The sequence below is a fragment of the Paraburkholderia sp. J94 genome (assembly GCF_905220285.1).
GTDB classification, from domain to species: domain Bacteria; phylum Pseudomonadota; class Gammaproteobacteria; order Burkholderiales; family Burkholderiaceae; genus Paraburkholderia; species Paraburkholderia tropica_A.
The window spans coordinates 238,509-264,128 of sequence record NZ_CAJMZH010000009.1; the positions used below are offsets into that span (position 1 = coordinate 238,509).

Below are 25,620 nucleotides of genomic sequence, written 5' to 3' on the forward strand. Positions count from 1 at the left end.
TATTTTCTCGATGCGATATTGCGACGAATTTTTAATCGGACGATTGAATGCTGGAGTGATTAACTCGGGTAAATAAAATCGCGTCCGTTTATCGGTCGAATTTTCCGTATTCGAGACGAGGCCGACGCGTCTCGAAAAGCGCGGCTTTGCCACGCCGTTTATCCGCGCCGCTCGAGAAGCGATGCCTGCGCACGCGCCGCCTGTCAAGCAAGAAAGCTGTTTGAAAGATATTTGCGTCTTTCCGTCGCGCTTGGCCGGGCGAGATTTGTCGCATTCGGTAAACCTTGGCGCTGATCAAATTTTTGAATAGTTCCTTTCCGTAGAATTTCGCCAAATACGATACGGGTGCATTTTGCAGAGCGGTTTTATTGCAATGCGAGTGCGTGAAGCGTCCAAAGTGGTTCAACGGAAAATCAGGCAATTATGAAGAGAAAGGCCTTCAAAAGGTGGTTAATCCCCCTCGGCAGCGGGCTGCTCGTCTCCCTCGCGGGATGTAGCGGCAACATGGTTCTGCTCGATCCCAAGGGCAGCGTGGGCGTAGCCGAGAAAGAACTCATCGCCACGGCAACATGGACCATGCTGCTCGTCGTGGTGCCCGTGATCCTGCTCACGCTCTACTTCGCCTGGCGCTATCGAGCGTCGAACCGCAACGCCACCTATGCACCCAAGTGGGCGCACTCCACCGCGATCGAAGTGGTGGTCTGGACCATTCCGGCCATCATCATCCTGTTCCTCGCGGTCCTCACGTGGAAGACCACGCACGAACTCGACCCCTACAAGCCGCTGGAGTCGAACACGAAGCCCATCAACGTCGACGTCGTCGCGCTCGACTGGAAGTGGCTGTTCATCTACCCGGACCTCGGCATCGCCACGGTCAACCAGCTCGCCGTCCCGGTCGGCACGCCGGTGAACTTCCGCATCACGTCGGATTCGGTGATGAACTCGTTCTTCATCCCGCAGCTGGGCACCCAGGTCTACGCCATGGCCGGCATGCAGACGCGTCTGCACCTGATCGCCGACCACGCGGGCGACTACGCGGGCATCTCGTCCAACTATAGCGGCAAGGGCTTCTCCGACATGAAGTTCCGCACGCTCGCCACGAGCCAGCAGGACTTCGACGCGTGGGTCCAGAAGGTCAAGGCGTCGCGCGCCGACCTCACCATGGACCAGTACGTGAGCGTCGCGCAGCCGCAGGAGAAGGCGCCGGTGGCGTACTTCTCGACGGTCGACCCGAAGCTCTTCAACAACATCATCGCGAAGTACAACAACGGCCACGTCACGAATTTCAGTGACCCGTCGTGCGCGACCAAGGGGTAAGCAGGCATGTTCGGCAAACTTACATTAGAGGCGATTCCATTCGATCAGCCGATCATCATGGGCGCGGCCGCGTTCATGGCGCTGATCGTGCTCGCGGTGTTCGGCCTCATCACCGTGACGGGCAAGTGGAAGTACCTGTGGAACGAGTGGTTCACGAGCGTGGACCACAAGCGCATCGGCGTGATGTACATGGTCGTCGCGGTGCTCATGCTCGTGCGCGGCTTCGCCGACGCGGTCATGATGCGTATCCAGCAGGCGCTGGCGTTCGACGCGCCCGGCTATCTGCCGCCGCACCACTACGACCAGATCTTCACGGCGCACGGCGTCATCATGATCTTCTTCATGGCGATGGCGCTCATGGTCGGCCTGTTCAACATCGTGGTGCCGCTGCAGATCGGCGCGCGCGACGTGGCGTTCCCGTTCCTGAATTCGCTCTCGTTCTGGATGACGGCAATCGCCGCGATCCTCATGAACCTGTCGCTCGTGATCGGTGAATTCGCGCAGGTGGGCTGGCTCGCGTATCCGCCGCTTTCGGAGCTGCAATACAGTCCAGGCGTCGGGGTCGACTATTACATCTGGGCGCTGCAGTTGTCGGGCGTCGGCACGCTGATCACGGCGATCAACTTCTTCGTCACGATCATCAAGATGCGCGCGCCGGGCATGAGCCTGATGAAGATGCCGGTGTTCACGTGGACCGCGCTCTGCTCGAACGTGCTGATCATGGCCACGTTCCCGATCCTCACGATCGCGCTCGCGCTGCTCGGCCTCGACCGTTACGTCGGTACGCACTTCTTCACGAATGACGGCGGCGGCAACCCGATGGTGTATCTGAACCTGATCTGGGCGTGGGGCCACCCCGAGGTGTACATCCTCGTGCTGCCCGCGTTCGGCATCTATTCGGAAGTCATGGCCACGTTCTCGAAGAAGCCGCTGTTCGGCTACAAGACGATGGTCTACGCCTCGTGCGTCATCATGATTCTCGCGTTCCTCGTGTGGGCGCACCACTTCTTCACGATGGGCTCGGGCGCCGACGTCAATGCGTTCTTCGGCATCATGACCATGATCATCGCGATCCCCACTGGCGTGAAGATCTTCAACTGGCTGTTCACGATGTATCGCGGCCGCATCGAATTCACGGCACCCGTGCTGTGGACGATCGGCTTCATGGTCACCTTCTCGATCGGTGGCATGACCGGCGTGATGATGGCGATCCCGGGTGCGGACTTCGTGCTGCACAACTCGCTGTTCCTCGTGGCTCACTTCCACAACGCCATCATCGGCGGCGTGGTGTTCGGCTACCTCGCGGCCTTGCACTACTGGTTCCCGAAGGTATTCGGCATCAAGCCGAACGAGAAGCTCGGCAAGGCGTCGTTCTGGTGCTGGTTCGTGGGTTTCTACGTGGCCTTCGTGCCGCTGTACGTGCTCGGCTTCATGGGCGCCACGCGCCGTCTGAACCACTACGACAATCCGGCATGGCATCCGTGGTTCCTGCTGGCCGCCGTGGGCGTGGCCATCATCGCGCTGGGCGTGGTGTTCCAGGTGGTGCTGTGGGTGATGGCGTTCGTGAACCGCAACAAGGCGGAATGCCAGGACGTCACGGGCGATCCGTGGGACGCGCGCACGCTCGAATGGTCGATCTCGTCGCCGCCGCCGGTCTACAACTTCGCGGTCATCCCGCAGGTGCATGACATCGACGCCTTCGCGCACATGAAGGAAACGGGCCGTGGCCTGGGTCTCGCGGCGAAGTACCAGGACATCCATATGCCGTCGAACACGGCGTCGGGTTTCCTGATCGGCATGTTCAGCCTGGTGCTGGGCTTCGCGGGCATCTGGCACATCACGTGGCTCGCGGTGCTCTCGCTGGTCGCCATCGTCGTGACGGTTGCGCTGCATAGCTTCGGCAAGCACGACGGCTACTACATTCCGGCCGCCAAGGTCCGCGAGATCGAAGAGAAGCGCCATCGCGCGGCGGTTGCCGCCGAGCGCGAAATGGAAGCGCTGGAGGCTTAAACGATGTTACAGAAAACTCATACGGCAACGCTCGCCGATCTCGATCATCACGATCATCCGCCGTCGAATTCGGTGTTCGGCTTCTGGGTGTACCTGATGACCGACTGCATTCTGTTCGCGTCGCTGTTCGCCACGTTCGGCGTACTCGGCCATCAGTTCGCGGGCGGCCCCACGGGCAAGGACCTGTTCAAGATCGGCGACGTCGCGGTGGAAACCGCCGCACTGCTGCTGTCGAGCATCACCTACGGTTTCGCAATGCTCGCGGCGCACCGCCGCAAGACCGGCGCGGTGCTCGGCTGGCTGGCCGTGACCTTCGTGCTCGGCCTGGCGTTCCTCGGGCTGGAACTCAACGAGTTCTCGCACCTGATCGCCGAAGGCGCGGGTCCGCAGCGCAGCGCGTTCCTCTCGTCGTTCTTCGCGCTGGTGAGCACGCACGGTCTGCACGTGTTCTTCGGCCTCGTCTGGATGATCGTGCTGATGGTGCAGGTCATGCGCCAGCCGCAACTCGACGACCAGGCGATCCGCCGCCTCACGTGCCTCAGCCTGTTCTGGCACTTCCTGGACGTGGTCTGGATCTGCGTGTTTTCTTTTGTCTATCTCGGGAGCGTGCTCTAAATGGCTCATCCTCAAGCAGAAGCCCATGGCAGCCTCAGCACCTATGCAACGGGCTTCATTCTCTCGGTGCTGCTGACCGCCGCCGCGTTCGGCATCGTGCTGCACGGTACGCTGGACGCCACCACCGCGCTGATCGTGATCGCCGTGCTGGCCTTCGTGCAGGTCGTTGTCCACCTCGTGTTCTTCCTGCATCTGAACTCGTCGGGGCAGGGCTGGAACGTACTGTCGCTCGCCTATACTGTGCTAGCCGCTGCGTTCCTGATCTTCGGCACGATCTGGGTCATGCATAACGTCAGCATGAACATGATGTCGCGCTAAGCCGCATCGCGCGCGTCCTGCCTGGCGCGCAGGCACTACCCGCAACGGCCGCACAGTTCCTTGATCTGTGCGGCCGTTGCCGTTTTGTCTGCGCTTTATGGACGGCTGGCACGCTTGACACTCGCGCGCCGCGACGCCTATCATGGGCGCCAAATGTTCGATTATCGACCATGAGTTCGCATATCGAACATCACGCACGAGGACGTGCGCGTTCGATCCCTCCTTTTCGCCCGCGCAGTCCGTCTATCTCAATCAGCTTTGCATGAGATTCGGGTCGAGCCGCCACGCTCGCACCAGGGTCCACAGGAGACTTCAATGACGGAAGCATTCATCTGCGACGCGATTCGCACGCCTATCGGCCGCTACGCGGGCACCCTTTCCCCGGTTCGTGCCGACGACCTCGGCGCCGTGCCCCTCAAGGCGCTCATGGAGCGCAACAAGGAAGTGGACTGGGCCGCGATCGACGACGTGATCTACGGCTGCGCGAACCAGGCCGGCGAAGACAACCGCAACGTCGCGCGCATGTCGTCGCTGCTGGCGGGCCTGCCGCAGGCCGTGCCGGGCTCGACCGTCAACCGTCTCTGTGGCTCGGGCATGGACGCCGTCGGCATCGCCGCGCGCGCGCTCAAGTCGGGCGAAGCGGGTCTGATGATCGCGGGCGGCGTGGAAAGCATGAGCCGCGCGCCGTTCGTCATGGGCAAGGCCGCGACCGCGTTCGCGCGCGACGCCGCCATCTACGACACGACCATCGGCTGGCGCTTCGTCAACAAGCTGATGAAGCAGCAATACGGCGTCGATTCGATGCCGGAAACGGCGGAAAACGTCGCGGTCGACTACAACATCAGCCGCGCCGATCAAGACGCCTTCGCGCTGCGCAGCCAGTTGAAGGCCGCGCGCGCCATCGCCGACGGCACGCTCGCGCAGGAAATCGTCTCGGTGTCGATCGCGCAGAAGAAGGGCGATCCGCTCGTGTTCTCGCGCGACGAGCATCCGCGTGAAACCACGCTCGAAGCGCTCGCGAAGCTCAAGGGCGTCGTGGGCCAGGACGGCTCGGTCACGGCCGGCAACGCGTCGGGCGTGAACGACGGCGCCTGCGCGCTGCTGCTCGCCAACGAAGAAAACGCCAAGCGCTTCGGCCTCACGCCGCGCGCACGCGTGCTCGGCATCGCCACCGCGGGCGTCGCGCCGCGCGTGATGGGCATCGGCCCGGGCCCGGCCACGCAAAAGCTGCTCGCGCGTCTGAACATGACGATCGATCAGTTCGACGTGATCGAGCTCAATGAAGCGTTCGCTTCGCAAGGTCTCGCTGTGCTGCGCATGCTCGGCGTGGCCGACGACGACGCACGCGTCAATCCGAACGGCGGCGCGATCGCGCTGGGCCACCCGCTCGGCATGAGCGGCGCGCGTCTGGTGACCACGGCGATGTATCAACTGCATCGCACCAACGGCCGGTTCGCGCTGTGCACGATGTGTATCGGCGTCGGCCAGGGCATCGCTATCGCGATCGAGCGCATCTAAGCCCAAGGCTTCACGCGGCGATGTTTTGAAACATGCCGCATCGATTGCGCGAAACCGCGGACCTTCGGGTTCGCGGTTTTTTTTCGTCCCGAATCTCCGCTGATTTGCGCGAAGTCCAATTCCCATCGACTGCGTGTCGAAGTCCTTCATCCAACGCGAATAACCTGATACCGGACGCGGACAGTTACGACGCTCGATCAGAAAGCCGCGCGTAAAATCGCCTCCACATCGGCGCGAGGTCGTCGGTCGCAATCGACGAGCACAGCCGACCGCAATTCCGTTGCATCGTGATTCAAACCCCGTCTTTGAAGGAGAACGCGGATGATGAAGGCAGCGACTTTGGCAGCAGCAATGGTGATGGGCGTGGCCGTCGGCCAGGCGGCGTGGGCGCAGAACGAGCAGCCCGCGCAGCCGGATCAGGCGGGTGGACAATCGGCGCTGGCGGGCGCGGCGCAGGCGATCGTCGCCAACGTGCCGCCGGTGCACGTGAAGGCGAAGATCGTCGGCATCGACCGCGCCGCACGCGTGGTCACGCTGCGCGGCCCGCGCGGCAACGATGTCGATATCGCGCTGAGCCCGCAGGTCAGCAATTTCGATCAGCTGAACGTCGGCGATACCGTTGACGTGCTCTACAAGAACGCGCTGCTCGTGACGGCCGAGAAGGTGACCGGCAGCGGAAAGGGCATCCGCAAGCGCGTGGATACCAACGTTTATCTGCCCGCTTCGTCGGGTTACGACGCCGCGCGCCAGGTCGAGGTGCAGGCGACCGTGCAGCACATCAACGCGAAGAAGCGCGAGGTCACGCTGCGCGGCGCGTATCAGACGGTGACGCTCGAAGCCCCGTCGGATATCGATCTCAAGAGCCTGAAGGTCGGCGACACGGTGCATGCCGTGTTCGTGTCGGCTTACGCGACGCAGGTCACGCCGGTGGGCGCGACTGAGTAAGCGACTGAGTAAGCGACGGCCTAAAGCGCTGCGCGAGCGCGCTTTCCGGCGTCATTAAAGACAACGCCGGCGTACCGCGAGTGATCGCGATGCGCCGGCGTTTTTACGTGCAAGCGTACGAGCAACGCGGCGCGCTTGAGCAACGCGCGCGCCGGGTCAATCGACAGGCAGATTTACATCCCCGCCATGCACAGATACTTGATGACGACGTAATCGTCCACGCCGTAGTGCGAGCCTTCGCGGCCGAGGCCCGATTGCTTCACGCCGCCGAACGGGGCGACTTCGTTCGAGATCAGGCCCGTGTTGATGCCGACCATGCCGTATTCGAGCGCTTCCGCCACGCGCCAGACGCGGCCGATGTCGCGGCTGTAGAAGTAGGCGGCGAGGCCGAACTCGGTGTCGTTCGCCATCTTGATCACTTCCTCGTCCGACGAGAAGCGGAACAGCGGCGCGAGCGGGCCGAAGGTCTCGTCGCGCGCGACCTTCATCGCGGGCGTGACGCCCGTCAGGATGGTCGGCTCGAAGAAGCCGTGGCCGAGCGCGTGGCGCTTGCCGCCCGTCAGCACGTGCGCGCCCTTGCCGAGCGCGTCTTCGATATGCGATTCGACCTTCAGCACGGCCGCTTCGTTGATCAGCGGGCCTTGCGTCACGCCGCCCTCGGTGCCGAGGCCGACCTTGAGCTTCTCGACCGCGTCCTTGAGCTTCGCGGCGAACGTGTCGTACACGGCGTCGTGGACGTAGAAGCGGTTCGTGCAGACGCAGGTCTGGCCGCTGTTGCGGTACTTCGAGGCGATCGCGCCCGCGACGGCGGCGTCGATATCGGCATCGTCGAACACGATGAACGGCGCGTTGCCGCCGAGTTCGAGCGAGACCTTCTTGACCGTCGAGGCGCACTGGCTCATCAGCAGGCGGCCGACCGGCGTCGAGCCCGTGAACGACAGCTTGCGCACGGTCGGGTTGCTCGTCAGTTCGCCGCCGATGGCCTTCGGGTCGCCCGTGACGACGCTGAAGATGCCCGCAGGCACGCCCGCGCGTTCGGCCAGCACGGCCAGCGCGAGCGCCGAGAACGGCGTGGCTTCGGCGGGCTTGAGGACGATCGGGCAGCCTGCGGCGAGCGCGGGGCCGACCTTGCGCGTGATCATCGCGGCGGGGAAATTCCACGGCGTGATCGCGGCGCACACGCCGATCGCTTCCTTCGTCACGACGAGGCGCTTGTCGTTGGCGACGGTCGGAATCGTGTCGCCGTAAATGCGCTTGCCTTCTTCCGCGAACCATTCGAGGAACGAGGCGGCGTAGCCGATTTCGCCCTTCGCTTCGGCGAGCGGCTTGCCTTGTTCGGTCGTGAGGATCAGCGCGAGGTCGTCGGCGTTTTCCATCATCAGGTCGTGCCACTTGCGCAGGATGACGCTGCGTTCCTTCGCGGTCTTCGCGCGCCACTTCGGCCACGCGGCGTTCGCGGCGGCGATCGCGCGGCGCGTTTCGGCGGCGCCCATGCGCGGCACCGTGCCGATCAGCGCGCCGGTGGCGGGATTGGTCACGTCGAGCGTGGCGCCGTCTTCGGCGCCTTGCCATTCACCGTTGATGTAGGCCAGATTCTTCAGCAGCGATGCGTCTTTCAGGTTCATCTCAGAACTCCCGACAGGCTTCGATTCGATTGAATGCGATGTGATTCGGTGGGTCGTCGCGGCGCGCGGCGCACAACGACGAACGGCACAGCGGCAAGTGCCGATGTGCCGTCAGGGATGGCCCGCGCGCGGCGGGCCGGAGGTCTTGCAGCGGTCGCGATGCAGGCTGTGAGGCTTACGCCGGCACGCCCACGGCTTCCTTGATCGACTCTTCGAGGATCGCGAGCGCTTCGTCGAACACGTTGTCCTGGATCGTCAGCGGGAACAGGAAACGCACGACGTTCGAGTACACGCCGCAAACCAGCAGCAGCAGACCGCGGTTCAGCGCGGCGGTTTGCACGCGCTTCGTGAAGTCGGCGTCGGCTTCGCTCGTGCCCGGCTTGCAGAATTCCACGGCGTTCATCGCGCCCGGGCCACGCACGTCGGCGATTTGCGGCACTTCTGCCTTCATCGCGTTGAGCTTGGCCTTGATCTTGTCGCCGAGCTTCGTGGCGCGTTCGCAGAGCTTTTCTTCTTCGATGATCTCGATCACCGCGTGCGCCGACGCCACGGCCAGCGGGTTGCCCGCGTACGTGCCGCCGAGGCCGCCGGGCGCTGCCGCGTCCATGACTTCGGCGCGGCCGACCACGCCCGACAGCGGCATGCCGCCGGCCAGGCTCTTGGCGATCGTCATCAGGTCAGGCGTGACGTCGTAGTGTTCCATCGCGAACAGCTTGCCGGTGCGCGCGAAGCCCGTTTGCACTTCGTCGGCGATCAGCAGGATGCCGTGCGTGTCGCAGATCTGGCGCAGGCCGCGCACGAAGTCCGCCGGCGCCTGGTAGAAGCCGCCTTCGCCCTGAACCGGTTCGAAGATGATCGCGGCGACGCGCTTCGGATCGATGTCGGCCTTGAACAGCATCTCGATGTGCTTGAGCGAGTCGGCCGTGCTGATGCCGTGGACCGCGTTGGGGTACGGCGCGTGGTAGACGTCGGCCGGGAACGGGCCGAACGCGAGCTTGTACGGCGCGACCTTGCCGGTGAGCGCCATGCCCATCATCGTGCGGCCGTGGAAGCCGCCCGCGAAGGCGATCACGCCCGGACGGCCGGTCGAGGCGCGGGCGATCTTGACGGCGTTTTCGACGGCTTCGGCGCCGGTCGTGAAGAACGCGGCCTTCTTCGCGAAGCTGCCCGGCGCGCGCGCGGCGACCTTTTCGGCCAGCGAGACGTACGACTCGTACGGCACGATCTGGTAGGCGGTGTGCGTGAAGCGATCGAGCTGCGCCTTGATGGCGGCGACGATCTTCGGATGGCGGTGGCCCGTGTTGCACACGGCGATGCCGGCGGCGAAGTCGATGACGCGGCGGCCTTCGACGTCCCACAGTTCCGCGTTTTCAGCGCGCTCGGCGTAGAAGTTGCACATGACGCCCACGCCGCGCGGCGTGATGGCGTCCTTGCGGCTCTGCAGATCGGCGTTCTTGCTCACGTTCATCTCCTTCACAAACTTCGGTTTTCGGATTGGTTGGTGGACCGGCAAGCAGTCCATGGCGCGACTATACTCACGTTTGGCTCTAAATTTCAGAGCCATTCAAATAAATTCATAGGAGCCAATTTCGATGCGTGCGAGTGTCCTGTCAGACTGGCTGGCCCAGCGGATCGAGCGCGGCAGCGGACAGCCCGTCTATCGCCAGTTGCACCGGCTGTTGCAGCAGGCGATCCTGTCGCGCGAGCTGCCCGCGGGCGCGCGCGTGCCGTCTTCGCGGCTGCTGGCGGCGGAATTGGGGATCGCGCGTAATACCGTCACGCAGGTCTACGAACAATTGGTGCTCGAAGGCTATGTGACTTCGGCGACCGGGCGGGGCACGTTTGTCGCCGATACGTCGCCGGATGAGATCGTCGGCGCGGCGGAAATTGGCTCTGTCGATGCGCGGAAAAGTGGCGTACTGGGAGGGGCCGGATCGCCGGGTGTCGGGATTGCAACTAACAGCCCCGGCGTGCGGGGCGCGATGGGGCTGGCCGGAGTCGGAGCTGGAGCCGGAGTTGGGGCCACAACCGGAGCCACAGCCGGATCACCCGCGAGCGCGGACGCGCGGCAATCAGCAGGCGGCACGCTCGCAGCGGCCGTGGCGAGTGCGGCGCACCCAGGCCTCGCCGCATCCGCTTCCACCGCGACGCCATCGCCATCGCTCCCGCTCCCCCCCGACGCACTCACCGCCGCCGCCCAGATCCATCGCCCCGCCGCGCGCGCCTTATCCACGCGCGGCGCGCGCCTGATCGCGGGCGCGGGCGTCTCGAAGCGCCAGGGCGGCGCGTTCATGCCCGGCGTCCCCGACGTCTCGCGTTTTCCCGCGCGCGTCTGGACGCGTCTGCACAACAAATACTGGCGCAGCCTGCGCCCCGACCTGCTGACCTACGCGCCGGGCGGCGGCCTCGCGCTGCTGCGTCACGTGCTCGCCGACTATCTGCGCACCTCGCGCTCGGTGCGCTGCTCGCCCGAGCAGATCATCATCACGACCGGCATCCACCAGTCGGTCGACCTGGCCGTGCGTCTGCTGTCCGATCCCGGCGACACCATCTGGACCGAAGATCCGTGCTACTGGGGCGTGCGCAGCGTGCTGCACGTGTCGGGGCTGAAGGCGCGTCCGGTCGCCGTCGACAGCGAGGGCATCAATCCGTCCGCCGCCGATTTCGCCGCGCCGCCGCCGAAGCTCATCCTCGTCACGCCGTCGCATCAATATCCGCTCGGGATGGTGATGAGCCTCGCGCGCCGCCGCATGTTGCTCGAATACGCGCGCCAGCATCAGTGCTGGATCATCGAGGACGATTACGACAGCGAATTCCGTTACGGCAGCCGTCCGCTCGCGTCGCTGCAAGGGCTCGATACGGCGGGGCAGGTGATCTATGTGGGGAGCTTCGGCAAGACGCTGTTTCCGGGGCTGCGCGTCGGTTATCTGGTCGCGCCCGAACCGCTCGCCGAGAGCTTCGCCACCGCGAGCGCCGAACTGTATCGCGAAGGCCAGCTATTGCAGCAGGCCGTGCTGGCGGAGTTCATCGCCGAGGGGCATTTCACGTCGCATATCCGCAAGATGCGCGCGCTTTACGGCCAGCGTCGTCAGGCGCTGCTCGACGCCGCGACGCGCCGTTACGGCGACGCGCTGCCCGCGCTCGGCGGCGATGCGGGCCTGCACGTCGTCATGCAGTTGCCCGAAGGCAGCGACGACCGCGCCGTGGCCGAGGCCGCGCTCGCGCGCAACATCGTCGTGCGGCCCTTGTCGGGGTATTACTCGGAGCGCGAGCGCGCGGCGTCGGGCTTGCTGATCGGCTATGCGTGCGTGCCCGACGAAGAGATCGCGCCCGCATTCGACACGCTCGCCGAAGCCATCGACGTGACGTTGCCGACGTTCGCTTGAACTCCGCGCCTTCAGCCGCTTAAAGCTGTTTAAAGCTGTTTAAAGCCGGATCAACACCGCGCCGCAAGTCACGAGCGCGCATGCGATCATGCGGCGCGCCGTGAGTTGCTCCTTCATGAACAGCCAGCCGATCAGCACCGCGAAGATCGACGACAGTTCGCGCAGCGCCGACACCATCGCGATCGGCAGGAAACGGAACGCCTCGATCACGAAGCAGTACGCGACGAGCGCGAGCACGCCCGCGAGCATGCCGCGCGCGACGGCGGCCTTCGACATGAACATCTGCGCCGCGCCGCCGCGCATCTTGCAGACGATCAGGAACTGCGGCACGTTCCAGAGCAGATAGACCCACATGATGTAGCTGAGCCCGTTGCCCGCGGCGCGCGCGCCGAGGCCGTCGACGATCGAATAGACCGCGATGAACAAACCCGTGAGCAGCGCGTACGGCACGCTTTCGCCGGAGAAGCGCATGCCGCGCCGGAACGCCAGCGACATGATGCCGAGCGAGACCAGCACGACGCCGGTTGCCGCGAGCGGGTGCAGTTCTTCGTGCGCGAATACCAGCGCGCCCGCCGAAATGAGCAGCGGCGAGAGTCCGCGCGCGATCGGGTAGATCTGGCCGAAATCGCCGCTGCGATAGGCGCGCACGAGCGTGAAGCAGTACGCGAGTTCGAGCACGGCGGAGGCGGCGATGTACGGCCAGCTCGCGGCGTCGGGCAGCGGCAGCACGCAGACGGCGATCGCGCTCACGATCACATACGGCACCGAGAACATGCCGAGCAGCCAGACGCGGTCGCTCGAGAGATGAAGGAAGGCATTCCAGCTCGCGTGCATGAGCGCCGAGAGCAAAACCAGCAGGACGACGAAACTGGCCATCGAGAGTGATCGCGGTGAGGCGGTTGGGAGTGGAGAGCGCGGCGCGGCGAGTGCCACAATTTGCCACAAAGCGATGCAAATCGCCGCAAGGCTCTCATTATTCCAGCGAATGGCGGGCGATGCCAGCGAATTGGCCGCGAACCTCGCGGCGAATTTCACCCTGTAGCGCGTTTGTCACGCTGCTTGTGAGCCACGCGAAAAATGCGTGACGCGAGCCGCGAGACCTTCGTCCCGGGGCTCGCGTCGATCAGCACGCAAGCGTGGCGCACAACGCGGCGCACAACGCGGCGCACAAGAAGCGCCGGTTCGGCGAAAACCGCGATCAGATCACGCGCGCGCGCAGCCGCGCCGATACCAGATCGATCACCGTCACGACGGCCACGACCATGATCAGCACCGCGCAGGTTTGCGGATAGTCGAACGAGCGGATTTCCTCGTAGAGCACGACGCCGATGCCGCCCGCGCCCACCATGCCCACCACCATCGCCGAGCGCACGTTCGACTCGAAACGGTAGAGCGCGTAGGAGATCCACAGCGGCATGACTTGCGGCAGCACGCCGTAGATGATTTCGTCGAGCGGCGTGGCGCCGGTCGCGCGCACGCCTTCGGCGGGACGCGGATCGATGGCTTCGACGGCTTCCGCGAACAGCTTCGCGAGCACGCCCGTGGTGTGCACCCACAGCGCGAGCACGCCCGCGAACGGGCCGAGCCCGACGGCCACGATGAAGATCATCGCGAACACCATCTCGTTGATGGCGCGGCACGCGTCCATCAGGCGGCGCACCGGATGCAGCACCCAGCGCGGCGCGAGATTGTGCGCCGACATCAGCCCGCACGGCACCGCGCAGACGAGCGCGAGCGCCGTGCCCCAGAGCGCGACCGCGATGGTCACCCACATTTCATGCACGTAGGTGCGCCACTCGTGGAAGTCGGGCGGAAAGAAGCCTTCCGCGAAGGTGCCCATGTTCGCCGAATCGGAGAGCAGGTCGAGCGGGCGCATGTCCGCGCCGCGCCACGCCGCGCCGAGCAGCATCAGCACGATCGCCCACAGCACGAGCGAGGACCAGCTGCGCTTGCTTGAGGCGGCTTGCAGGCGCGCTTTCGCATCGGCGCTCTGGGCGCTCTGGGTGTTTTGCGCGTTTTGCGCGGCGAGCGGCGGGGCGTCGAAGTCCATCGCGCCCATCACGGTTTCGCGGCGGCGTTGAGCGCGCCGATCTTCGCGTCGATGGCCGCGATCTGGCTCTTGCGGTCGTCGTCGGAAAGATGCGTGTCGGCGACGATCTTCTGCTTTTGCTGGAACAGCGCGATCTGGCGGATCGGCAGCAGTTGCTCGTCGCTCGACGGCGCGAAGCCCGCGTAGCCGGTGATATCGGCCATGATCTTCTTCTCGCGCGGATCGGTCTTCGCGTAGTGATAGAAGAAGTCGCGCAGCTTCTGTTTGGTCGCTTCGGGCAGATCCTTGCGCATCACGAGCGGATCGGACGGAATCAGCGGCGAGGTCCACAGCACGCGCACCTGCTTGAAGCGGTCGGGGTGCTTGCGTTCCAGCGTGGCCAGTTCCATCGTGTTGTTGGTGGCGATATCGACCTTGTTGTTGACCACGGCGAGCAGATTCGCTTCGTGGCTCGACGGCAGCACGGTCTTGAACGTGGTCGCGTTCACGGGCAGATTGCGCTGCGCGAACAGGTAATAACCGGGGATCAGCGAGCCGGACGTGGAATTCGGGTCGCCCCAGCCGAGCGTGAGGTCCTTAGGATTCTTGAATACGTCGTCGAGCGTCTTCACGCGGCTGTCGACGTTGGTGATCAGCACCGACTTGTAGCCCGCGTCGCCGTTCGCGTAGAGCACCTTCGCGAACACTTCGCCGTTCGAGCGGTCCACGGCTTCCATCGCCGAGGCGTTGCCGAAATAGCCGATCTGCACCTTGTTGAAGCGCATCGCCTCGATGATGCCCGAGTAGTCGGTGGCGAAGAACGCATTCACGTGCAGGCCAGTCTGACGGCTCATGTCGTCGATGAACGGTTGCCAGCGCTGCTTGAGGACTGCTGACGAATCGGTCGAAATAATACCGAAGTTCAGGTCGTCGGCGTGAGCGGCCGATGCGCCGAGCGAGGCGAACGCAACGGCGCCGGCGGCGCAGCAGGAAAGCAGGGAACGGATCAGTTTCATGGGAGAGGCGGTCCGGTTCGGTTGGGGAGGAAAACGTTTGCTTGCGATTCGCGTAGAAGGGGCTAGGCCGCCTTCGGCTGCGCGCCGAACTGCTGCGCGCGTGCTTGCGTTGCCGCTTGTGTTGCTGCTTGTGTTTCCGCTTGCGTGGACGCCTGTGCGGGCGCCGCATCCGCTTCGAGCAATTCGCGCGCGGCGCTGCCGTACAGCTTCTGCAACAGCTCGGGCGTGAGCGCGGCGGACGGCCCGTCGTAGACCACGCGGCCGTCGCGCAGCGCGATCGTGCGCGGGCAATACTGCATGGCGATATCGACCTGATGCAGCGACACGACCACCGTGAGCCCGTGATTGCGATTGAGCATGCGCAGCATGTCCATCACGCGGCGCGACGATTCGGGATCGAGCGAGGCGATCGGTTCGTCGGCGAGAATCAGGCGCGCGCGCTGCACCAGCGCGCGGGCGAGCGCGGCGCGCTGCTGCTGGCCGCCGGAGAGATTCGCGGCGCGCTCGTGCGCTTTATCGGCGATACCGACTTCCGCGAGCGCCGCGATCGACAACTCGCGTTCGCTGCGCGGAAAGCGGCCGGTGAGACGGCGCCACAGCGGCAGGCGCGCGAGCGCGCCGATCAGCACGTTGGTCTCGACGCTCAGGCGATGCACGAGATTGAACTGCTGGAACACGAAGCCGACGTCGCGGCGAATACGGCGCACTTCGCGCACGATGCGTCCGTCCTGCTGGATCGGGCGGCCGAGAATCTCGATGCGCGAAGGCTGCGGATCGGCGGCGACGAAACCCGCGATATGGCGCAGCAAGGTCGACTTGCCCGAGCCCGATGCGCCGATCAGCGCGACCATTTCGCCCACGCCCACGCGCAGGTTGATTTCGTCGAGCGCCTTGCGCTGCGGCCCGAAAGTTTTCGACAGTCGTTCGATTCGAATTGCGTCCATTTGCGCGCTCATGTCAGCGTCGGCTCCATTCATCCGATGAGTGGGAGGCGTGCGCATCCCGTGCTCGAGTCGGGGACATTCTAGGAAGCGACTATGACGGTTGAGTGAAGGTGTCGCGACGTCTAGACGACTACACATTCACAAGACGTTCACGAGGGCGCAACAAGTCGAGGTGATGACATCTGTGTGACGTCTCACACATGTCACGCGGAATGCCGCATGAAAGGGCTATATTGTTGGCAAACGCATGTGCTGTCCCCGGTTTTCGAATGCCGCGCTGTTTCCCTTGAACCGAACGAGCGACGACCCGCGACGCCATGCAGGCACTGAGCTTCCTTCCCGACAGCTTCGCCGAATACGAGGACCTGAAAACGCTCCTCGACGCGGGCTCGCCCTGGTTCGACATCCGCAGCGCGGGCGAGGTCGCGGTGCGCGGCCGGTCGTTTTCGCTCTACGTGGCGGCGGTGGGCTCGCGCGATCCGCACGCGCCCGCGATCGGATTCTTCGGCGGCATTCATGGGCTCGAACGCATCGGCTCGCAACTCGTGCTCGATTACATGCGCGCGCTCGTGGGCCGTCTCGCGTGGGACGAATTGCTGATGCGCCAGCTCGAATCGGTGCGGCTCGTGATGATGCCCATCGTCAATCCGGGCGGCATGTGGCTCGCCACGCGCGCGAATCCGAATGGCGTCGATCTGATGCGCAACGCGCCGCAGGACGCCGACGAGCGCGTGCCCTTTCTCGCGGGCGGCCAGCGCGTGGGGTCGTGGCTGCCGTGGTATCGCGGACGGCGCGGCGCGACGATGGAAACCGAAGCCTCGGCGCTGCTCAAAGTGGTCGACGACGAACTCACGAACCGGCCGCTCGCGTTCGCGCTCGATTGTCATTCGGGTTACGGATGGAGCGACAGCATCTGGTTTCCGTACGCGCGCACGCGCCAGCTCATGCGTCATCTGCCTGAAATGTACGTGCTGAAAACGATGTTCGAACGCGCGCATCCGCATCACGGTTACACGTTCGAGCCGCAGAGCCATCAATATCTGCTGCACGGCGATCTGTGGGATTGCGCGTACGATCGCGCACCCGCCGACAACGTGTTCCTGCCGCTCACGCTCGAACTGGGCTCGTGGCTGTGGATCAAGAAAAATCCGCGCCAGATCTTTTCGCGTCAGGGCATGTTCAATCCGGTGATGCAGCACCGCACCGCGCGCGTGCTGCGGCGTCACGCGAATCTGTTCGATTTCCTCACGCGCGCCGCGTATTCGTCCGAACGCTGGCTGCCCGAAGGCGTCGCGCGCCAGCAGGTGCTGCAAAGCGCGATCGGGCATTGGTATCAGCGGCCCGGCGTATGAGTGCGAACCTGAACCCATCGTCGTCGTCGTCGGCTTCAGCGCCGTGGGTGCTGCTGCGCGGCCTCACGCGCGAGTCGCGGCATTGGGGCGCGTTCGCGCCGCTGCTCGAAGCGCGTGGCGGCGCCGTGCTGCCCGTCGATCTGCCGGGCAACGGCACGCGCCATCACGCGGTGTCGCCGCTCGACGTGAACGATTACGTCGATGCCGTGCGCCACGAGCTTCAGCGCGCGCTGGTGCTCCGCGAGGGCGCGCCGCCGGTCCGCGTGCTGGCGATGTCGCTCGGCGGCATGGTCGCGACGGCCTGGGCGCTGCGCTTTCCGGCCGAGATCGCGCGGCTCGTGCTCGTGAACACGAGCATGCAGCCCTTCAGCCGGTTCGACGAGCGCCTGCGGCCCGCCGCGTGGCCCGCGCTGCTGCACGCGGCGCAGCATTGGCGCGGGCGCGACCGCATCGGCGTGGCCGAGACGCGCATTCATGCCGCGACCTGCGCGCGCCGCAACACGCTCGCCGCCGATCTCGACACCTGGCGCGCGATCCGCGCGAGCGCGCCGGTGAGCCGCGCGAACGCGCTGCGCCAGCTCTGGGCCGCCGCGCGGTTTTCGGCGCGCGGCGTGCCGCGTTGCGAGGTGCTGGTGGCGTCGTCGCGCGCGGATCAACTGGTGAATCCCGTGTGCTCGGCGCGGCTCGCGCAGGCGTGGGGCGCGCGCCATGTCGAGCATCCGTGGGCGGGCCACGATTTGCCGCACGACGATCCGCACTGGCTGATCGAGGCGATCTGCGCGAGCGAAGCGGTGAATGAATCCGTGACCGAATCCGCAAGCGAATTAGCGAGCGATCCCGCGACCGATCACGCGACCGATCACGCGAGCGATTCCGCAAGGGCGAGAGCCGAGGCGGAACCGCAAGCCGATTCGCCCGCCCCCGCGCCGGACGAGCCTGCATCGCCGCCGTGACGATTGCCCCATAATAGGGACGTTTCGTCAGCACTTTCAGGAAGATTTCCCGCCATGAACGACACCGTCCGCACTTCATCGGGCAGCGCCGCGCCGCGCCTCACGAGCCTTTCGCACGGCGGCGGCTGCGGCTGCAAGATCGCGCCGGGCGTGCTCTCCGCGCTGCTCGCGCGCAGCACGCCGCTCACGGCCGCGTTCCCCAATCTGCTCGTCGGCACCGAGACGGCCGATGACGCCGCCGTCTATCAGCTCAACGACGAGCAGGCCATCGTCGCGACCACCGACTTCTTCATGCCGATCGTCGACGATCCGTACGACTTCGGCCGCATCGCCGCGACCAACGCGCTTTCCGACGTCTACGCGATGGGCGGCAAGCCGATCCTCGCGCTCGCGCTCGTGGGCATGCCGATCAACGTGCTGCCGCACGAAGTCATCGCGCAGGTGCTGCGCGGCGGCGAGGACGTCTGCGCGGCGGCGGGCATTCCCGTCGCGGGCGGCCATTCGATCGACTCGGTCGAGCCGATCTACGGGCTCGCGGCGCTCGGCGTCGTGCATCCGTCGCGCGTGAAGCGCAACGCGTCGGCGCGCGCGGGCGACGTGCTCGTGCTCGGCAAGCCGCTCGGCGTGGGCGTGCTCTCGGCGGCGCTCAAGAAAGACTTGCTCGACGATGCCGGCTACCAGGCGATGGTCGCCGCCGCCACGATGCTCAACAAGCCGGGCGCGGCGCTCGCCGAACTCGACGACGTGCACGCCATGACCGACGTGACCGGCTTCGGCCTGCTCGGCCATACGCTCGAAATCGCGCGCGGCGCGGGTCTCACGGCGCGCGTGCGTTACGCGGATCTGCCGTGGCTGCCGGGCGTCGAGGCGTTCGTCGATCAGGGCGTGTTCACGGGCGCGTCGGGGCGCAACTGGGCCTCGTACGGCGAGGGCGTGACGCTCGCGCCGGGCCTGCCCGAGAGCGCGCGCACGCTGCTCACCGATCCGCAGACGTCGGGCGGCCTGCTCGTCGCCTGCGCGCCGGAGCGCGTGGAGGATGTGCTCGCGCTGTTCCGCGACGACGGTTTCGCCGACGCCCGCGTGATCGGCGAATTGAGCGAAGGCCCCGCGCGCGTCGAGGTCGTATGAGCGCGGAGTCGCCGAAAGCCATTTTCTACGCGCTCGCGGCGAACGCGGGAATCGCCGTCTGCAAATACGCGGCGGCGGTGTTCACGGGTTCCGGCTCGATGTTCGCCGAGGCGATTCACTCGACCGCCGATTGCGGCAATCAACTGCTGCTGCTGTTCGGCCTGCGCCAGTCGCGCGAGCCGCCTTCGCCGCTGCATCCGATGGGCTCGGGCCGCGCGATCAACTTCTACTCGCTGCTGGTCGCGCTGCTGCTGTTCTTCGTGGGCGGCGCGTTTTCCGTCTACGAGGGCGTGCATCGGCTGTTCACGCGCGAGCCGCTGCAGTACGTCTATATCGCGCTCGCGGTGCTCGGCATTTCGGTCGTGCTGGAGGCGCTTTCGCTGTACGGCGCGATGCGCGAGATTCGCAAGGGCAATCCCGGCAAACCGCTGTGGCGCTGGTTTCGCGAGACGCGCGATTCCGATCTGCTGGTCGTGGCGGGCGAGGACGTCGCCGCGCTCGCGGGTCTCGCGATTGCGTTCGTCGCGGTGCTGCTCACGGTCGTTACCGGCAACCCGGTGTGGGACGCGTGCGGCTCGATCTGCATCGGCTTTTTGCTGATGACGATCGCGTGGCTCGTCGCGCGCGAGGTGAAGTCGATGATCGTGGGCGAATCGGCGAGCCCGGAAATGCGCCGCGCCATCGAGGCGTATTTGCGCGCGCGTCCCGAGATCCGCGCGATCATGAACATCATCACGCTGCAATGGGGCAAGGAGATTGTCGTGGCGGTGCAGGCCGAAATGATCGATTACGAGCACAGCCGCACGATGGTCGAAGCCATCAACGAAATCGAGGCCGATTTGCAGGCGCGTTTTCCCGAAGTGCGCTGGGTGTTTTTCGAACCGGATTTCGTGAATCGTTAAAGTTCTTTTGTGCGATCCGTCCTGCGCGGATCTGACCATGTTTAAACGGGCCGCCGCTCCTTGAGCGCGGCCCGTTTTGTTTTTCTCTCTCCTCACGCTTTCTCGCGTACCGCGCGCCCGGTTCTCGTGCGCGATTTTTCCGCCTTTCGAATTCGTCTTATTCCGATGGTTTCTCCGATATGCGAGACACCTCGGCTTGCGCGTGGCCGCCGTGCGTCAACCCACGCCACACCGGCCCTGATTCGAATTCGTCCTATTCGCTCGCATCGCGGAAATTTTTAGACTGGGTTCATCGCTTCCACAACCCCATCGATTGTTCTGCTACCTGATTTGAATGGAGGCAGACATTCGTGCCACGGGCTCTGTGAAGAGGCATTTATTTCGGATAGCGAAGTTTTGGTTGTGAATCGCTGTCCGGCAACTTTTCCGGAGGAATCCAAGATGAACAAGATTTATCGCACTGTGTGGAACGCGGCGATGGGTGCGTGGGTGGTGGCGCAGGAAACCGCGCGGGTGCGCGGAAAAGGTTCGCGCCTGCGGACGGCTCGGACCGTGCTTGCTGCGTCGCTTGCGGCCACTGCGTTTGGCGGTGTCGCGATGAATGCCAGGGCCGCTACCATTAGCACTTCGACTGGCACATGCACCACTGTCGCGGGGACCGTCAACGGCGTGGCTTACGCCGCGGAAACCAACCCGATCGACGGTAACGGAACCTATTCGCTGGTCGCAGGGTGTTCCGCCTCGGGCGGCAATATGCTTGCGGCCACGGCTTATGGCGCGTTCGCCTCGGTGAAGGGCGACTATGGCGTCGCCATGGGATTCGGCTCGACCGCGGCAGGTAGCGCGACGGCAGTCGGCATGCAGGCCAATGCGGGCGGTACCGGCAGCAACGCATTCGGCTTCACGGCGAACGCCGCCGGCAACAACAGTGTTGCGATCGGCTCCGCTGCGTCGTCGAGTGGTGCGAATTCCATCGCGATCGGCAATGCGTCGACGACGACGGCGTCAAACGCCGTAGCGATCGGTGGCGCAGCCACGGCCTTGGGGAACGACGCGATCGTGATTGGCTCTGCCGCCAGCAGCATATCGCTCGGCGTCGCGATGGGTAAAGGTGCCACGGTTGCATCGACCGATAGCAACAACTCTGGCGTGGCGTTGGGCAACGGATCGTATGCCAATGGCGTAGCGGTTTCGACCGGCTATCAGACGACCGCGAGCGGTTCGTGGAGTACCGCGCTCGGCCCCCGGGCGACGGCATCCGCGACGAATGCCACCGCGCTCGGCTACGGCGCGAATGCCTCCACGGTGAACTCGGTGGCGCTGGGCAATGGCGCGACAACGGCGGCCGCTGTGGCGACCGCCAATGGCGTGATCGGCGACACGACGTACACCTATGCAGGCACGTCGCCGACCGGCGTGGTGAGCGTGGGCAAGGCAACCGCCGAACGTCAGGTGACGAACGTCGCGGCGGGTCAAGTGACGTCCAGCAGCACGGACGCGGTGAACGGCTCGCAGCTCTACGCGACCAATACGCAGGTGACGGCGAACACGACCTCGATCACGAGCCTCAACAGCACCGTCAACAACATCACGAACGGCGGCGGCATCAAGTACTTCCACACGAACTCGTCGCTGGGCGATTCGGTGGCGACGGGCGCGAACTCGACGGCAATCGGGCCGGCCGCCGCTGCCAATTACGCGGATGACATCGCGATTGGTGATGGAGCGGCGGCAAGCCGAGCGGGCTTTAATTCGCAGGGCGGCAATGTCGCGCTGGGTGCAAGCGCGTCGGCGCAGGGCTATCGTTCGATTGCCATCGGCAATGGGGCTCAAACGAACACCGGGTCGCTCTACAACAATTCCTCCGATATCGCGATCGGTCAGTCCGCGTTCTCTGAAGGCTACGATTCGGTCGCGCTGGGCAACAACGCGAATGCAGGCTCGGCAGGAGGGAACGGCAACAACGTGGCAGTGGGCAGCAGTTCCTATGCCAAGGCATCGGGCGCCGTTGCGTTTGGCGGCACGGCCAGCGCGGCGGCGGCCAACTCGACGGCCATCGGCGCACTCGCTTCGACCAGCGCAGCCGGCGCGGTTGCGATCGGTACCGGTGCGAATGCTTCCACGGTGAACTCCGTGGCGCTGGGCAACGGCGCGACCACGGCGGCCGCTGTGGCGACGTCCAATGGCGTGATCGGTGGCACGACGTACACCTATGCAGGCACGACGCCGACCGGCGTGGTGAGCGTGGGCAAGGCAGGCGCAGAACGTCAGGTGACGAACGTCGCAGCAGGCCGTGTGACGTCGACCAGCACCGACGCGGTGAACGGCTCGCAGCTGTACGCGACCAACACGCAGGTGACGGCGAACACGACGAACATCAGCAATCTGCAAGGCAACGTCACGACGATGCAAGGTCAGATCACCAGCCTCAACGGCCAGATGGCCGACGCGGTGATGTACGACTCGTCGGCGCATGCTTCGGTGACGCTGGGTGGTGTCGGCGCGAGCACGAAGGTGAAGCTGACCAACGTGGCAGCGGGCACGCTGTCGTCGACCAGCAGCGATGCGGTGAACGGTTCGCAGCTTTACGCGACGAACACGAACGTGTCGAACATCGCGGGCAACGTCACGACGTTGCAAAGCCAGATCACCAGCCTCGGCGGCCAGATGGCTGACGCGGTGCTGTACGACTCGTCGGCGCATGCTTCGGTGACGCTGGGCGGTGTCGGCGCGAGCACGAACGTGAAGCTGAGCAACGTGGCAGCGGGCGCGCTGTCGTCGACCAGCAGCGATGCGGTGAACGGCTCGCAGCTCTACGCGACCAACACGCAGGTGACGACGAACACGACCAACATCAGCAACCTGCAAGGCTCGGTGACGACGCTGCAAGGCGACGTGAGCAACATCGCGGGCAGCATCACCAGCCTCGGCGGCCAGATGGCTGACGCGGTGATGTACGACTCGTCGGCGCATTCGTCGGTGACGCTGGGTGGTGTCGGCGCGAGCACGAACGTGAAGCTGAGCAACGTGGCAGCGGGCGCGCTGTCGTCGACCAGCAGTGATGCGGTGAACGGTTCGCAGCTGTACGCGACGAACAACAACATCACCACGATGCAGAGCCAGATCACCAGCCTCAACGGCCAGATGGCTGACGCGGTGCTGTACGACTCGTCGGCGCATGCTTCGGTGACGCTGGGCGGTGTCGGCGCGAGCACGAACGTGAAGCTGAGCAACGTGGCGGAGGGCACGCTGTCGTCGACCAGCAGCGATGCAGTGAACGGTTCGCAGCTCTACGCGACGAACACGAACGTGTCGAACATCGCGGGCAACGTCACGACGCTGCAAAGCCAGATCACGAGCCTCGGCGGCCAGATGGCTGACGCGGTGATCTACGACTCGTCGGCGCATGACTCGGTGACGTTGGGTGGTGTCGGCGCGAGCACGAAGGTGAAGCTGAGCAACGTGGCAGCAGGCACGTTGTCGTCGACCAGCAGCGACGCCGTGAACGGCTCGCAGCTCTACGCAACCAACAACAACATCACCACGATGCAGAGCCAGATCACCAGCCTCGGCGGTCAGATGGCGGACGCGGTGATCTACGACTCGTCGGCGCATGACTCGGTGACGTTGGGTGGTGTCGGCGCGAGCACGAACGTGAAGCTGAGCAACGTGGCGGCGGGCACGCTGTCGTCGACCAGCACCGATGCGGTGAACGGTGCGCAGCTCTACGCGACCAACACGCAGGTGACGTTGAACACGACCCACATCAGCAACCTGGAAGGCTCGGTGACGACGCTGCAGGGCGACGTGAGCAACCTCGCGGGCAGCATCACCAGCCTCGGCGGTCAGATGGCGGATGCGGTGATGTACGACTCGTCGGCGCATGACTCGGTGACGCTGGGCGGTGCCGGTTCGAGCACGCCGGTCGCGCTGCACAACGTGGCGGCGGGCGCGGTGAACGTGTCGAGCACCGACGCCGTGAACGGCTCGCAGCTCTACAAGCTCGCCAGCAGCACGGCGACCGGTCTGGGCGGCGGCTCGACGGTGAACGACGACGGTTCGATTTCCGGTCCGACGTACAACATCGGCGGCGCGACGTTCAACAACGCCGGCGATGCCTTCACGAACATCGACGGCCGCGTGAAGGATCTGTCCGACGCGCTGAGCAGCGGCACCATCGGCCTCGTGCAGCAGGACGCCACCTCGCGCACCATCACGGTCGCGAAGGGCACCGACGGCAATCTGGTGGACTTCACGGGCACGGCGGGCACGCGCGTGCTGACCGGTGTGTCGGCGGGCGCGCTGAACGCGCAGAGCACCGACGCGGTGAACGGCTCGCAGCTCTACGCGACGAATCAGCAGGTCGCGCAGAACACGACCGACATCGCCGGTCTGCAAGGCAACGTGACGAACCTGCAAGGGCAGATGGCGAACGCGGTGATGTACGACTCGTCGGCGCACGATTCGGTGACGTTCGGCGACGGCAGCACGCCGGTTGGCTTGCACAACGTCGCGGCCGGCACGGCGAACACCGATGCGGTCAACGTCGGCCAGATGAACGACGCCATCGCGTCGGTCCAGCAGGCGGCGGAAGCGGCGGTCAACCCGTTCTTCGCGGCGCAAGGCAACCGCGACACGGAAGGCGCGCAGGCAACCGGCGCTCATGCAACGGCGGCGGGTGCGAACGCGGTCGCCAGCGGCGAGAAGTCGGTGGCGATCGGCGCGAACGCACAGGCGAGCGGCACGAACGCGGTGGCGCTGGGCGCAGGTTCGATCGCCGATCGCGACAACGCGGTGTCGGTGGGCTCGGCGGGCAGCGAACGCCAGATCACCAACGTGGCGGCGGGCACGGCGGGCACCGATGCGGTGAACGTGAACCAGCTCAACGCGGTGGCCTCGCAGGGTCAGGGTTATGTCGATCAGCGTATCGCTGGCGTGCAGAACCAGATCAGCGACGTGCGCAAGGACGCGTTCGGCGCGGCGGCGGCGGCGATGGCGGTGGCGGGTCTCCCGCAGCCGACCGAGCCGGGCAAGACGATGGTGGCCGCTGCCGGTTCGCGTATCGGCGGTCAGACCGGCATGGCGCTCGGTGTGTCCTACGTGACGCGCAACAACCGCTGGGTCGCCAAGGCATCGGCGAGTTCGAGCAGCCAGGGCAACACCGGCGTGACCGTTGGCGCGGGTTATCAGTGGTAATCGAGCGCCAGAAAAAAACAATGCTACGGGGTGAACCGCGCGGCTGAGCACACAAGCCGCGCATTCCAGGCCCGGTGGTCGAAAGACCACCGGGCTTTTTTTTTTTGCGGCGGCGTGACGCAGGATGGCCGCATGGGCGGCATCGCCAATATCGGGCGAGTTTGACGTGGACCCTGCGCGCAGGTCCGCGCCCTATCTCATTTAGGAATATTCCTATTTTTCTGTGTCCTACGCGGTCATAGGATTTCCCCTCGGTCGATACTTCATCGATTGCAAATCTTTGTTGCATGTTGCGTCCCGCTCCACGCGGGCGGCGCGATGTGCCGCCGCACTGTCGCAGCGGCCGATGCGCGACGTGGGCGTCCG

The 25,620-nt window shown here is 65.2% G+C and carries 18 protein-coding genes and 1 pseudogene; 13 read left to right on the forward strand and 6 right to left on the reverse strand.

Going from position 1 to position 25,620, the window contains the following annotated elements; genetic code table 11:
* Positions 1–423: 423 nt before the first annotated feature.
* From cyoA to U4Y88_RS21080, 6 genes are all read left to right on the forward strand, one after another.
* Positions 424–1,317 (forward strand): ubiquinol oxidase subunit II, encoded by an 894-nt coding sequence (gene cyoA, locus U4Y88_RS21055; protein WP_224013606.1) that lies wholly within the window; start codon positions 424–426, stop codon positions 1,315–1,317.
* A 6-nt stretch (positions 1,318–1,323) separates the two neighbouring features.
* Positions 1,324–3,327, forward strand: coding sequence for a cytochrome o ubiquinol oxidase subunit I (gene cyoB, locus U4Y88_RS21060; protein ID WP_310630895.1), 2,004 nt, complete (start codon positions 1,324–1,326; stop codon positions 3,325–3,327).
* 3 nt (positions 3,328–3,330) lie between these two features.
* The gene (cyoC, locus tag U4Y88_RS21065) at positions 3,331–3,942 is read left to right on the forward strand and encodes a cytochrome o ubiquinol oxidase subunit III (protein WP_224013604.1); all 612 of its coding nucleotides are present in this window, start codon (positions 3,331–3,333) and stop codon (positions 3,940–3,942) included.
* Positions 3,943–4,260 (forward strand): cytochrome o ubiquinol oxidase subunit IV, encoded by a 318-nt coding sequence (cyoD, locus tag U4Y88_RS21070; RefSeq protein WP_321786106.1) that lies wholly within the window; start codon positions 3,943–3,945, stop codon positions 4,258–4,260. It begins immediately after the preceding gene.
* A gap of 315 nt (positions 4,261–4,575) precedes the next feature.
* Positions 4,576–5,778 carry a 3-oxoadipyl-CoA thiolase gene (pcaF, locus tag U4Y88_RS21075; protein ID WP_310630894.1) on the forward strand — a complete coding sequence of 401 codons (1,203 nt, stop codon included), beginning with the start codon at positions 4,576–4,578 and terminating at the stop codon, positions 5,776–5,778.
* Positions 5,779–6,102: 324 nt separating this feature from the next.
* Positions 6,103–6,723 (forward strand): hypothetical protein, encoded by a 621-nt coding sequence (locus U4Y88_RS21080; RefSeq protein WP_224013671.1) that lies wholly within the window; start codon positions 6,103–6,105, stop codon positions 6,721–6,723.
* A gap of 173 nt (positions 6,724–6,896) precedes the next feature.
* On the opposite strand, the gene gabD is transcribed toward U4Y88_RS21080, so the two are convergent.
* Positions 6,897–8,348 (reverse strand): NADP-dependent succinate-semialdehyde dehydrogenase, encoded by a 1,452-nt coding sequence (gene gabD / locus U4Y88_RS21085; protein WP_224013601.1) that lies wholly within the window; start codon positions 8,346–8,348, stop codon positions 6,897–6,899.
* A gap of 175 nt (positions 8,349–8,523) precedes the next feature.
* Positions 8,524–9,816, reverse strand: coding sequence for a 4-aminobutyrate--2-oxoglutarate transaminase (gene gabT, locus U4Y88_RS21090; RefSeq protein WP_310630893.1), 1,293 nt, complete (start codon positions 9,814–9,816; stop codon positions 8,524–8,526).
* Between the two features lie 124 nt (positions 9,817–9,940).
* Here gabT and U4Y88_RS21095 point away from each other — a divergent pair, with 124 nt between their 5' ends.
* Complete coding sequence (locus tag U4Y88_RS21095) at positions 9,941–11,734, forward strand: PLP-dependent aminotransferase family protein (protein WP_321786108.1); 1,794 nt, start codon at positions 9,941–9,943, stop codon at positions 11,732–11,734.
* Between the two features lie 39 nt (positions 11,735–11,773).
* Here U4Y88_RS21095 and U4Y88_RS21100 read toward each other — a convergent pair whose 3' ends face one another.
* The 4 genes from U4Y88_RS21100 to phnC all read right to left on the reverse strand — a co-directional run bounded on the left by U4Y88_RS21100 (position 11,774) and on the right by phnC (position 15,735).
* On the reverse strand, positions 11,774–12,610 hold the full coding sequence (locus U4Y88_RS21100; protein ID WP_321786110.1) for an EamA family transporter: 837 nt from the start codon (positions 12,608–12,610) through the stop codon (positions 11,774–11,776).
* Between the two features lie 322 nt (positions 12,611–12,932).
* Positions 12,933–13,784: a phosphonate ABC transporter, permease protein PhnE gene (phnE, locus tag U4Y88_RS21105; protein WP_321786112.1), complete on the reverse strand. Its 852-nt coding sequence runs from the start codon at positions 13,782–13,784 to the stop codon at positions 12,933–12,935.
* An 8-nt stretch (positions 13,785–13,792) separates the two neighbouring features.
* Positions 13,793–14,779: a phosphonate ABC transporter substrate-binding protein gene (gene phnD, locus U4Y88_RS21110; RefSeq protein WP_310630889.1), complete on the reverse strand. Its 987-nt coding sequence runs from the start codon at positions 14,777–14,779 to the stop codon at positions 13,793–13,795.
* Between the two features lie 62 nt (positions 14,780–14,841).
* The gene (phnC, locus tag U4Y88_RS21115; protein WP_321786113.1) at positions 14,842–15,735 is read right to left on the reverse strand and encodes a phosphonate ABC transporter ATP-binding protein; all 894 of its coding nucleotides are present in this window, start codon (positions 15,733–15,735) and stop codon (positions 14,842–14,844) included.
* 305 nt (positions 15,736–16,040) lie between these two features.
* Between phnC and U4Y88_RS21120 the strand changes: the two genes are divergently transcribed.
* From U4Y88_RS21120 to U4Y88_RS21140, 6 genes and pseudogenes are all read left to right on the forward strand, one after another.
* Positions 16,041–17,075 (forward strand): M14 family zinc carboxypeptidase, encoded by a 1,035-nt coding sequence (locus U4Y88_RS21120; RefSeq protein ID WP_224013594.1) that lies wholly within the window; start codon positions 16,041–16,043, stop codon positions 17,073–17,075.
* Positions 17,072–18,028, forward strand: coding sequence for an alpha/beta fold hydrolase (locus tag U4Y88_RS21125; RefSeq protein ID WP_321786115.1), 957 nt, complete (start codon positions 17,072–17,074; stop codon positions 18,026–18,028). The genes U4Y88_RS21120 and U4Y88_RS21125 overlap by 4 nt, the downstream gene beginning before the upstream one ends.
* A gap of 54 nt (positions 18,029–18,082) precedes the next feature.
* On the forward strand, positions 18,083–19,156 hold the full coding sequence (selD, locus tag U4Y88_RS21130) for a selenide, water dikinase SelD (RefSeq protein ID WP_224013592.1): 1,074 nt from the start codon (positions 18,083–18,085) through the stop codon (positions 19,154–19,156).
* Positions 19,153–20,058 carry a cation diffusion facilitator family transporter gene (locus U4Y88_RS21135; RefSeq protein ID WP_321786117.1) on the forward strand — a complete coding sequence of 302 codons (906 nt, stop codon included), beginning with the start codon at positions 19,153–19,155 and terminating at the stop codon, positions 20,056–20,058. The genes selD and U4Y88_RS21135 overlap by 4 nt, the downstream gene beginning before the upstream one ends.
* A gap of 441 nt (positions 20,059–20,499) precedes the next feature.
* Positions 20,500–20,631: pseudogene (locus U4Y88_RS37775) on the forward strand (ESPR domain-containing protein); the annotation flags it as partial.
* A gap of 96 nt (positions 20,632–20,727) precedes the next feature.
* A complete protein-coding gene (locus U4Y88_RS21140) occupies positions 20,728–25,254 on the forward strand; it encodes a YadA-like family protein (protein WP_321786119.1) in 4,527 nt (1,508 codons plus the stop codon).
* Positions 25,255–25,620: the final 366 nt, after the last annotated feature.